Source organism: uncultured Methylobacterium sp. (assembly GCF_964242245.1).
GTDB lineage: Bacteria > Pseudomonadota > Alphaproteobacteria > Rhizobiales > Beijerinckiaceae > Methylobacterium.
Map to the genome: position 1 here is coordinate 1 of NZ_CAXTBY010000129.1, position 9750 is coordinate 9750.

General features: G+C 72.8%; 11 protein-coding genes. 9 read left to right on the forward strand and 2 right to left on the reverse strand.

Annotated elements, in window-relative coordinates; translation table 11 throughout:
* The 3 genes from ACFE8Y_RS18815 to cobJ all read left to right on the forward strand — a co-directional run.
* A partial coding sequence (locus ACFE8Y_RS18815) for a precorrin-8X methylmutase (protein WP_375465915.1) occupies nucleotides 1-83 on the forward strand: 83 nt, incomplete at its 5' end.
* Complete coding sequence (locus ACFE8Y_RS18820; protein ID WP_375465905.1) at nucleotides 83-877, forward strand: precorrin-2 C(20)-methyltransferase; 795 nt, start codon at nucleotides 83-85, stop codon at nucleotides 875-877. The genes ACFE8Y_RS18815 and ACFE8Y_RS18820, both read left to right, overlap by 1 nt.
* Nucleotides 874-1629, forward strand: a complete 756-nt coding sequence (gene cobJ / locus ACFE8Y_RS18825; RefSeq protein ID WP_375465906.1) for a precorrin-3B C(17)-methyltransferase — start codon at nucleotides 874-876, stop codon at nucleotides 1627-1629. Before ACFE8Y_RS18820 ends, cobJ begins: the two co-directional genes overlap by 4 nt.
* Nucleotides 1630-2014: 385 nt before the next feature.
* On the opposite strand, the gene ACFE8Y_RS18830 is transcribed toward cobJ, so the two are convergent.
* Complete coding sequence (locus tag ACFE8Y_RS18830; RefSeq protein ID WP_375465907.1) at nucleotides 2015-2758, reverse strand: cobalt-precorrin-6A reductase; 744 nt, start codon at nucleotides 2756-2758, stop codon at nucleotides 2015-2017.
* Between ACFE8Y_RS18830 and cbiE the strand changes: the two genes are divergently transcribed.
* From cbiE to ACFE8Y_RS18850, 4 genes are read left to right on the forward strand one after another with little or no spacing between them, the layout of a single operon-like run.
* Nucleotides 2757-4001 (forward strand): precorrin-6y C5,15-methyltransferase (decarboxylating) subunit CbiE, encoded by a 1245-nt coding sequence (gene cbiE / locus ACFE8Y_RS18835; protein WP_375465908.1) that lies wholly within the window; start codon nucleotides 2757-2759, stop codon nucleotides 3999-4001. The genes ACFE8Y_RS18830 and cbiE overlap by 2 nt on opposite strands.
* A complete protein-coding gene (locus ACFE8Y_RS18840; RefSeq protein WP_375465909.1) occupies nucleotides 3998-4495 on the forward strand; it encodes a cobalamin biosynthesis protein in 498 nt (165 codons plus the stop codon). The genes cbiE and ACFE8Y_RS18840 overlap by 4 nt, the downstream gene beginning before the upstream one ends.
* Nucleotides 4492-5271 (forward strand): precorrin-4 C(11)-methyltransferase, encoded by a 780-nt coding sequence (gene cobM / locus ACFE8Y_RS18845; RefSeq protein WP_375465910.1) that lies wholly within the window; start codon nucleotides 4492-4494, stop codon nucleotides 5269-5271. Before ACFE8Y_RS18840 ends, cobM begins: the two co-directional genes overlap by 4 nt.
* On the forward strand, nucleotides 5268-6587 hold the full coding sequence (locus ACFE8Y_RS18850; RefSeq protein ID WP_375465911.1) for a cobyrinate a,c-diamide synthase: 1320 nt from the start codon (nucleotides 5268-5270) through the stop codon (nucleotides 6585-6587). The genes cobM and ACFE8Y_RS18850 overlap by 4 nt, the downstream gene beginning before the upstream one ends.
* 10 nt (nucleotides 6588-6597) lie before the next feature.
* Here the strand turns inward: ACFE8Y_RS18850 and ACFE8Y_RS18855 are convergent, their stop codons facing one another.
* Nucleotides 6598-7008 carry a helix-turn-helix domain-containing protein gene (locus tag ACFE8Y_RS18855; RefSeq protein ID WP_375465912.1) on the reverse strand — a complete coding sequence of 137 codons (411 nt, stop codon included), beginning with the start codon at nucleotides 7006-7008 and terminating at the stop codon, nucleotides 6598-6600.
* Between the two features lie 421 nt (nucleotides 7009-7429).
* Between ACFE8Y_RS18855 and ACFE8Y_RS18860 the strand changes: the two genes are divergently transcribed.
* Nucleotides 7430-7765: an antibiotic biosynthesis monooxygenase family protein gene (locus tag ACFE8Y_RS18860; RefSeq protein ID WP_375465913.1), complete on the forward strand. Its 336-nt coding sequence runs from the start codon at nucleotides 7430-7432 to the stop codon at nucleotides 7763-7765.
* Nucleotides 7766-8657: 892 nt separating this feature from the next.
* The coding region (locus ACFE8Y_RS18865) for a sugar transferase (RefSeq protein WP_375465914.1) at nucleotides 8658-9750 on the forward strand (1093 nt) is incomplete at its 3' end.

Below are 9750 nucleotides of genomic sequence, written 5' to 3' on the forward strand. Positions count from 1 at the left end.
CCTTCGTCGTGGTCCACGGCCGGCGCGGCGGCAGCGCCATGGCGGCGGCGGCCGTGAACGCGCTCGCCAGCGGGATCGAGTGATGGAGGCGGTCGATCGTATTTTCCCGAGCGATCCGGGCGTGATGGAAGCGCCGCGCGCGACGGCCGCGACCGGGACGCTCTACGGCGTCGGGATGGGGCCGGGCGATCCGGACTACCTCACCGTCCGCGCCGTGCGGGTGCTGGAGCGTGCGGCCGTCCTGGTCCACTTCTGCAAGCAGGGGCGGCGCGGCAACGCCCGCACCATCGCCGACGCCGTGCTGGCCCGCGATCCCGCCCGGGAGCTGTCCCTCGCCTACCCCTACACCACGGAGCTGCATCCGGAGCATCCGGACTACGTCGCGGCCCTCGGCGCCTTCTACGACGACGCGGCCGGGCGCTTGGCCGACCACCTCGGCGCGGGCCGCGACGTGGCGATCCTGTCGGAGGGCGATCCGTTCTTCTACGGCTCGTTCATGCACCTGTGGCGGCGCCTGAAGGACCGCTTCCCCGTCGAGGTGGTGCCCGGCGTCACCGGCATGTCCGGCTGCTGGACGCGCGCGGCGACCCCGATCACCTGGGGCGACGACGTGCTGACGATCCTGCCCGCCACCCTGCCCGCGGCGGTTCTGACGGAGCGCCTGGCACGCACCGACGCCGCCGTGATCATGAAGCTCGGCCGCCACCTGCCGAAGGTGCGGGCGGCGCTCCGCGAGGCCGGGCTGCTCGCCCGCGCGGTCTACGTCGAGCGCGGCACCATGGCGGGCGAGCGGGTCGTGCCGCTTTCCGATAAGGCGGACGACGCCGCACCCTACTTCTCGATGGTGCTGGTGCCGGGGGAGGGCCGCAGGCCGTGAGCGGCAGTCTCACGATCGTCGGCCTCGGCCCGGGCGATGCCGCGCTGCTCACCGCCTCCGCGCAGGGCGCGCTCGACGCGGCCGAGGACCTGATCGGCTACCTCCCCTACGTCGCCCGCGTGCCGGAGCGGGCGGACCTGACGCGGCACGCCAGCGACAACCGCGTCGAGATCGACCGCGCCCGCCACGCCCTGACGCTGGCCGCCTCCGGGCGGCGGGTCGCGGTGGTGTCGGGCGGCGATCCCGGCGTGTTCGCGATGGCGGCGGCCGTGTTCGAGGCGGTGGAGCATGGCGATCCGGCGTGGCGCCGGCTCAGCATCACCGTCGAGCCCGGCATCACGGCGATGCTGGCGGCGGCAGCCCGCCTCGGGGCGCCGCTGGGCGGCGATTTCTGCGCGCTCTCGCTGTCGGACAACCTCAAGCCCTGGGCGGTCATCACCGCCCGGCTGGAGGCGGTGCTGCGCGCCGACTTCGTGGTCTGCCTCTACAACCCGATCTCGTCGGCGCGCCCCTGGCAGCTCGGGCAGGCGCTCGCGCGCGCCGCCGAGATCCGCGCGCCCGGCACCCCGGTCGTCTTCGCCCGCGCGGTGACGCGGGCCGACGAGGCGATCCGCGTGACGACGCTCGGGGACGCCCGCGACGCGCCCGCCGACATGGCCACCCTCGTCATCATCGGCGCCTCGGCGACGCGGCTGATTCCGCGCGGGGCCGGCGAGCGCCCGTTCGTCTACACGCCGCGCCGCGTCGCATGAGGACGGCCTGTCGCTTCTCGCGCGTCTCGGATCGCCGGTCAGGTCACGGGGTTTTTCTCTCAGGCGTTGCGCGAACGCGCACATCGGGCAGGGCGATCAAACAAGGCGCGGGTCCCCTCTCCCGTGCGGGAGAGGGACAGGGTGAGGGATGAGAACGCTCCGGAGAGGTCACGCCCCGCACCCCAACCCTCTCCCCATGGGAGAGGGGGCCGCGTGGCGCTGCCTGCGATGCATCCGGCACTCACGCGACACGATTGACGCCACCGTGCGCCGGAAGGAGAAACGGTCCGGCGAGAACCGAACTTCTCCCAGACCGATGCGGAGGCGTCCACCCCTCACGATGCGCGAGCGGACCCGGGACCGGCGCGTCATCGCCTGCCGACGCTCAGCCCCGCGCGGTTCCGGAGAGACGGTCCAGGGCAGCCTCCGCATCCGCGACCGACGGCACGTCGGGCTTCCAGGGCCGGCGCACGATCACCACCGGCAGGCCGAGCACGCGCGCCGCCGCGATCTTGCCGTAAGTGGCATTGCCGCCCGCGTTCTTCGTGACCAGCACCGCGATGCCGGCCTCGCGCATCAGGACCGTCTCGGCGGCCTCGTCGAACGGGCCGCGGGCGCGGATCGCGGTGAGCCGCGGCACGGGCATGGCCTCGCCGAGCGGCTCGATCGTGCGCACCACGTAGTCGTGCTGCGGGGCGTTCGCGAAGGCCGCAACCTCCATCCGGCCGACCGTCAGGAACACCGTTTTGGGATCGACGCCGAGCGCGTCCACGCTCTGGGCTATCGTATCGACCTCGATCCACGCATCGCCGGCCTGCCGGATCCAGGGCGGCCGGCGGATCGCCAGCAGCGGCACGCCGGTCTCCGCCGCGGCCGCGGCGGCGTTCCGGCTGATGCGGGCGGCGAAGGGATGCGTCGCGTCGACGAGGCGGTCGATCGCGTGCGCGCGCAGGTACCGGGCGAGCCCTTCGGCCCCGCCGAACCCGCCGATGCGGGTCGGTACCGGTTCGCGCGCCGGCGCCGCGGTGCGGCCGGCGAGCGACAGGGTGACGGAGAGGCCGGCGCGGGAGCCGAGGCCGCGGACGAGGGCGCTCGCCTCGCCCGTCCCGCCGAGGATGAGGATGCGCATGGCCGCCTTGTCCGACGCCGCTGAGCCGCTGTCGAGCGTCGCGCCCTGGCTCGCCATCGTCGGGATCGGCGAGGACGGTCGCGACGGGCTCTCGCCGGCTGCGCGCGCCGCGCTGGACGGGGCGCGCGTGGTCTACGGAGGCCGGCGTCACCTCGCGCTTGCCGCCCCGCTCGACGCGGAGGCGCGGCACTGGCCGAGCCCGATCTCCGACGCCTATCCCGGTATCCTCGCGCGGCGCGGACGCCCGACCTGCCTGCTCGCCACCGGCGATCCGTTCCACTTCGGCATCGGCGCCGAGATCGCCCGGATCGTCCCGGCGCGCGAGCTCCGCGCCTTTCCGCAGCCCTCCGCCTTCAGTCTCGCCTGCGCCCGGCTCGGCTGGCCGCTGGCCGAATGCGCCTGCCTGACCCTGCACGGACGCGCGCTTGCCGGAATCGTGCCGCACCTCCAGCCGGGTGCGCGCCTCCTCGTCCTGTCCTGGGACGGCACGACGCCGGCCGCGCTTGCCGCGCTGATGACCGAGCGCGGCTTCGGCCGGTCGATCCTCACCGTGTGCGAGGCGATGGGGGGCCCGCGCGAGGCCCTGCGCACCGCAACCGCAGAGGATTTCGCGCTCCGCGACATCGCCGCGCTGAACACGATCGCGGTGGCGGTCGTCGGCGGTCCCGAGGCCCGCACGATCAGCCTCGCGCCGGGCCTGGACGATGCGTGGTTCGAGAACGACGGGCAGCTCACCAAGGCCGAGATCCGCGCCGTGACGCTCGCCGCCCTGCATCCGCGGCTCGGGCAACGCCTGTGGGACATCGGCGCGGGCGCCGGCTCGGTCGGGATCGAGTGGATGCTGCGCCACCCCGCCATGCGCGCCGTCGCGATCGAGGCGGACGCCGCCCGCGCCGGGCGGATCGCCCGCAACGCGGGGACGCTCGGCGTTCCGGCACTCGCCGTCGTCCAAGGCGCGGCACCGGGGGCGCTGGCCGGCTTGCCAGCGCCGGACGCGATCTTCGTCGGCGGCGGCCTGTCCGCGCCGGGCGTGCTGCCGTCGGCCCTCGCGCACCTGCCGCCCGGCGGACGGCTCGTCGCCAACGCCGTGACGCTGGAGGGCGAGGCGGTGCTGCTCGCGGCGTTCTCCGAGCGCGGAGGCGTCCTGCGGCGCCTGTCGGTCGCCCGCGCCGATCCCGTCGGCGGGCTGCACGGCTGGCGCGCCGCGATGCCGGTGACGCAGTGGGCGTGGACCCGGCCATGAGCGGCACGAGCCCTCGCCTCGTCGCCGGGATCGGCTTCCGGCGCGCCACCGAGGCCGGCGAGATCGTGGCGCTGATCCGCCGCGCGCTCATCGAGGCGCGAGCCGGTGACCGGCCTGCCGCCATTGCCACCGCTGCCGACCGGGCGGCGGAGGCCGCGATCCGGGAGGCTGCCGCCGCGTTCGGGCTGGTGCCCATGTCCGTGGACCCGGCCGCCCTCGCGGCAGTCGATCGCCGCGTGCCGACGCGCTCGGTCCGCATCGCGCGGCTGCGCGGCGTCGGCTCGCTGGCGGAGGCGGCGGCGCTCGCCGCTGCGGGCGAGACCGGGCGTCTGGTCGTTGCCCGGATCACCAGCACCGGCGCCACCTGCGCGCTGGCGGCGACCGATCGTCACTTCGGGACGGCGGTGGACACCGCGGGTTTCCACGGGCTGCATGCGCGGCGCGAACGCGACGCCGCCCCTTGTCCGCCGAACACGAAGCTCCGGGACGCATGACCGTTCACTTCATCGGCGCCGGGCCGGGCGCCGCCGACCTGATCACGATCCGCGGACGCGACCGGATCGCGGCCTGCCCGGTCTGCCTGTACGCGGGCTCCCTGGTCGCGCCGGAAATCCTGGGCTGGTGCCCGGCGGGCGCGCGCCTCGTCGACACGGCGCCGCTCGACCTCGACACCATCGTCGCCGAGATCGCGGCGGCGCATCGCGCCGGGCTGGACGTGGCCCGGCTCCACTCGGGGGACCTCTCGATCTGGAGCGCGCTCGCCGAGCAGGTGCGCCGCCTCGACCGGCTCGACATCCCCTACACCGTGACGCCGGGGGTTCCGGCCTTCGCCGCCGCCGCGGCGCTCCTCGGGCGCGAGCTGACCGTGCCGGGCGTGGCGCAGTCGGTGGTCCTCACCCGCACCTCGGGGCGGGCGAGCGCGATGCCGGAGCGCGAGACGCTGGCCGCCTTCGCCGCCACGGGGGCGACGCTGGCGCTCCACCTCTCGATCCACGTCACCGAGGCGGTCGCCGCGACGCTGACGCCCTTCTACGGCGCCGATTGTCCGGCCATCGTCGTGTTCCGCGCCTCCTGGCCGGACGAGCGGGTGATCGCCGGCACGCTGGCCACGATCGCCGCGCAGGTGGCCGCGGCGGGAATCGCGCGCACGGCGCTGATCCTCGTCGGTCCCGCGCTCAGTGCCGAAGACTTCTGCGAGAGCGCGCTCTACGCGGCCGATTACGACCGGCGCTTCCGGCCGGGCGGCGCGGTCGGGATGGAGCCGGCATGAGCCCCGGCCTCCTCGTCGCGGCGCCGCGCTCCAGCTCGGGCAAGACCACGGTGACGCTGGCGCTGATGCGGGCGCTCGCCCGCCGCGGCCTGCGGGTGCGCGGCGCCAAGTGCGGGCCGGACTACATCGATCCGGCCTTCCACCAAGCGGCGACCGGGCATCCGAGCGTCAACCTCGACAGCTTCGCCATGGGCCCCGGCCTGCTCGATGCGGTCGCGGGGCTGGCGGCGCACGAGGCCGACCTCGTCGTCGCCGAGGGGTCGATGGGCCTGTTCGACGGCGTCCGGGCCGGCGCGGGGCGGACGGGCGCGAACGCCGACATCGCCGCCCGCTACGGCTGGCCGGTGATCCTGGTCCTCGACGTGTCGGGCGCGGCGCAGTCGGTGGCGGCCGTGGCTCTCGGCTGCGCGCACTACGATCCGCGCATCACGATCGCGGGCGTCGTGCTCAACAAGGTCGCGAGCGCGCGGCATCGCCGCCTCGTGGAGGCCGGCCTCGCGCGGGTGGGCATCCCCGTGCTCGGTGCGCTGATGCGCGATGCTGGCTTGGTGCTGCCGGAGCGCCATCTCGGCCTCGTGCAGGCGCGCGAGACCGCCGATCTCGACGCACGCCTCGACCGCCTCGGCGACCTCGCCGAGCAGGGGCTGGACCTCGATGCGATCCTCGCCGCCGCGGCCGGCGCCGCCGTTCCGTCCAGCCCGGGCGCCCTCCCCCGCCCGCCCGGCCAGCGGATCGCGGTGGCCTCCGACGCGGCGTTCAGCTTCCTCTACCCGCATCAGGCGGCGGGCTGGCGGGCGATGGGCGCCGAGCTCGTGCCGTTCTCGCCGCTCGCCGACGCGGCACCGCAGGCCGGCTGCGACGTGTGCTGGCTGCCGGGGGGATACCCGGAACTTCACGCAGGCCGGATCGCGGCGGCGCGAACCTTCCTCGATGGCCTGCGCGCGTTCGCCTCAAGCAAGCCGGTGCACGGCGAGTGCGGCGGCTACATGGTGCTCGGCGAGAGCCTGGAGGACGCGGCCGGCGTCGTGCATCCGATGGCGAATCTGCTGCCGGTGGCGACGTCGTACCGCGTGCGCAGGCTGCACCTCGGATACCGCGTCGCGCGCCTGTGCGCCGACGGCGTCCTCGGCGCGACCGGCGCGCGGCTCGTCGGCCACGAGTTCCACTACGCGAGCGAGCTGACACCGCCGCCCGGAACGGCCGAGGCCTTCGCCCGCATCGCGGACGCCGAGGCGGTCGACCTCGGCTTGGCCGGACACCGCCGCGGCCGCGTGACGGGCACCTTCTTCCACGTGATCGCCGTGGGGGACGCGTGAGCGGCCTCGACTACTCGGCGGCGTCGGTGGCGGCCGATGCCTTCGACTGCCCCAGCTTGGCGGCGGTGCGGACGAGCGCGAGCACGTCGCGGCGCATCTGGTCGTCCTCGATCAGGGCGTAGGCGCGCAGCAGCTCGATCGCGCCGTGGGCGCTGAGGAAACCGAACACGTCCTCCTTGGGCGCGTCGCCACCCTCCGTCTCCTCGAAGAAGGCCGAAACCGGGACTTCGAGCAGGCGTGCGATCTCGCGCAGGCGGCCGGCACCCACGCGGTTCTGCCCCTTCTCGTACTTCTGAACCTGCTGGAAGGTGACGCCGACCGCGGTTCCGAGCGCGGTCTGACTCAGGCCTCGGGCCTTGCGAAGCGCCGTGATACGAAGACCGACGAGGCGGTCGACGTCGGTGGTCTGTTTGGGCATCATCGTCCGACATGGTCCCCTGCTCGCGCCCACGACCGAACGCAGCCGTCTTCCGCGCGGCCTGCGCCCTCCGAGGGCAGCCCTGCGGCTGCCAACGTCGACTCCTCCCGGTGCGTCGTGCTCCGTCACCACGGACACGCGACGCGCGAGCAGCCGCTTAATCAGCCACCTCTACGCACCAACACAACTATCGCACGAAGTTATTCAAAATGCAAGCTGTGGGGAGCATAAGAATTCTCTCAAATGAGGCTATCATAAGTTAAACGTCCCGGCGCAGGGCCCGCTATAGCTTCCGAACGCGCTTTCCAACCTGCCGCGACCGCGACGCCGCGGCCGATTCCAGCCCGGCGGCCGGTTGCGTTAGGATCACGGCGAATCCCCGCTGCCATCAGCATGATGCGGACGGGCGATACGGAGATAGCGCATGTTCATCGCCATGAATCGCTTCAAGGTGGTTAAGGATTCCACTACGGACTTCGAAGACGTTTGGCTCGGGCGCGACAGCCACCTCGGCGAGATGGCCGGGTTCGTCGAGTTCCAGCTCCTGCGCGGCCCGGAGGCCGAGGATCACGTCCTCTACGCCTCGCACACGATCTGGCGCTCGAAGGCCGACTTCGAGGCCTGGACCCGCTCGGAGCAGTTCCGCAAGGCCCACAGCCGCGTGCCCACGACGAAGCCGCTCTACCTCGGGCACCCGCAGTTCGAGGGCTTCGAGACCATCCAGACGGTCGCGCGGGACGAGGCCGACGCGGCTGCCTGAGACCACGGACCTGGACCGGCCCGCGGGAGGGGACCGGTCCGGGTTCGGGACGACGGCGCGGCAGGACGGACGCGAGCGGGCACAGGCCGGCGCAGAGTGCGTAGGCCTGTGCGATGCCGACGGGCGGGGTCCGGGAGAGCCGCCGAGCTGAGGACGCCCAGTCCGAAGGCTACGCCTCAGATCAACCCGCCGGTCAGGGCGATCCGTCCCCCCAGGGGGATGCTGGGTGCGGACCAGGATCGCGGGCTCCGCCGGGGCGAGGATCATGACGATCGCCACGATCAGGATCACCGTTCAGGACACGCCCGCGTGCAGCAGGTCCATGATGAACTGCGGTTGGAGCGCTCTCCGCCGAAGTGGACGCCGGTTCGTCGTCAGAGAGCGCGACACAACCGCGACACAACAAGGACTTATACCAAGTCTCATGGGTCGTGACCCATGAGGTCCGACGGACCGCCGCCCCGCAGCCGCGGGGGCCGGATCTCAAGGCGTCGGGCTCATCGAGATCCGGTATTAGAGACGTGACCCGATCCAACGTGATCGGGCACGGCTCTATCAGGATCGAGCCCCGGATCGCGAAGTTATGCTCCGATCCATCCCCGATCCGTCACGACACGTGACGCTGAGCCCCGATAGCCCATCGGTTCGCCACTCAGAGGGGATGCGGTCGCCCCATCGGGTACGGTGCTGCCGTGTCTGGACAAATCCCCTCGGTATTCCTCTCGCGTTGCGCGGCATCGAAGAGCCCGCTAACCGGGCATCGTGCGTAAGCACGGCCGGGACGTCGTGAGCGGTCTCACGCTTGCTCTACTGCCATAGAGCGTCCGGTCGGAAGCGGTTTCTGTTTCGATCCGAGACGCCGTCCGGTTCATTTCGGAACATGGCACGCCAGATGTTTCACGATCGTCTTCCGGAGACTTTCCAGCCGCTGCCGACCTCGGCGGAGCGACGGCGCAATGTCTGGACCGCCCTGCTGCCGCGACGCAGCCGTGCCGCCCTGCGCGTCGGCATTTCCGCCTCGGTCGCGCTCGCCGACATCCTCACGATCGTGGCGACGACGCTGATCGTCGAGTACGGGTACTACTATGCCCTGTCGGGCGATCTCCTGCCCTTCTCGGCAAGCTGGGGGCTCCAGCTCTCGGGACTGCTCGGCCTCGTCATCGTCGCGACTGCGGCCCTGCGCGAGGAATACGCCATCGAGGCAATGCTGGCGCAGAAGGCCAGCCTGCAGCACAGCGCCGCCCGGTGGCTCGTGGCCTGGGCCGCCGTGCTCGTGGTCGGGTTCGCGACCAAGACCACCAACGAGGTGTCGCGCGTCGTCGCCGTGACGGTGTTTCTGGCCGGATTGCCGGCCCTGATGCTGGCGCACGCGGTGATGATCGGCCTCGTGCGCCGCGGCGTGACGCCGGCCTCGATCTCGGTGAGCCGGGTCCACCTCGTCGGCTTCGAGGAGGACATCACCCGGTTCTACGCCAGCAACGAGGCGGATGCGCTCGGCCTGCGCGTCGTCGGCACGAGCTACCTGCGCCGGGTCGATGCCCGCGCCGACGATGCGGTGCGCCACGCGCAGATGTCGGAGGATCTCGATCTGGCGGTCTCGGTGGTGCGCTTCCTGCGCCCAGACGACGTCTTCATTCTGGTACCGTGGGCCGATACGGCGGAGGTCGAGCGCTGCATCGACGCCTTCCTGCGCGTGCCCGCCGCCCTGCACCTGAGGCCGGGCGCGGTGCTCGACCGCTTCCCCGACATGCAGGTCTCCCGCGTCGGCCGGCTGTCGGGCATCAACATCGGCCGCCGGCCCCTGAGCCTCGCGGAGGTTCTGATGAAGCGCGTCCTCGACGTGACGCTCGCCAGCATCGCGCTGCTGGCGCTGGGCCCGCTGCTGGCCGCCGTCGCCGTGGCGATCAAGCTCGACAGTCCCGGGCCGGTCTTCTTCCGGCAGAAGCGCTACGGCTTCAACCAGCAGCCCTTCGGCGTGTTCAAGT

Bases quoted from the DNA above. Each gene is read 5' to 3' on its own strand.
- ACFE8Y_RS18820 (WP_375465905.1), top strand. From the start codon at position 83: ATGGAGGCGGTCGATCGTATTTTCCCGAGCGATCCGGGCGTGATGGAA.
- cbiE (WP_375465908.1), top strand. From the start codon at position 2,757: ATGGCCGCCTTGTCCGACGCCGCTGAGCCGCTGTCGAGCGTCGCGCCC.
- ACFE8Y_RS18830 (WP_375465907.1), bottom strand. From the start codon at position 2,758: ATGCGCATCCTCATCCTCGGCGGGACGGGCGAGGCGAGCGCCCTCGTC.
- ACFE8Y_RS18840 (WP_375465909.1), top strand. From the start codon at position 3,998: ATGAGCGGCACGAGCCCTCGCCTCGTCGCCGGGATCGGCTTCCGGCGC.
- cobM (WP_375465910.1), top strand. From the start codon at position 4,492: ATGACCGTTCACTTCATCGGCGCCGGGCCGGGCGCCGCCGACCTGATC.
- ACFE8Y_RS18850 (WP_375465911.1), top strand. From the start codon at position 5,268: ATGAGCCCCGGCCTCCTCGTCGCGGCGCCGCGCTCCAGCTCGGGCAAG.
- ACFE8Y_RS18855 (WP_375465912.1), bottom strand. From the start codon at position 7,008: ATGATGCCCAAACAGACCACCGACGTCGACCGCCTCGTCGGTCTTCGT.
- ACFE8Y_RS18860 (WP_375465913.1), top strand. From the start codon at position 7,430: ATGTTCATCGCCATGAATCGCTTCAAGGTGGTTAAGGATTCCACTACG.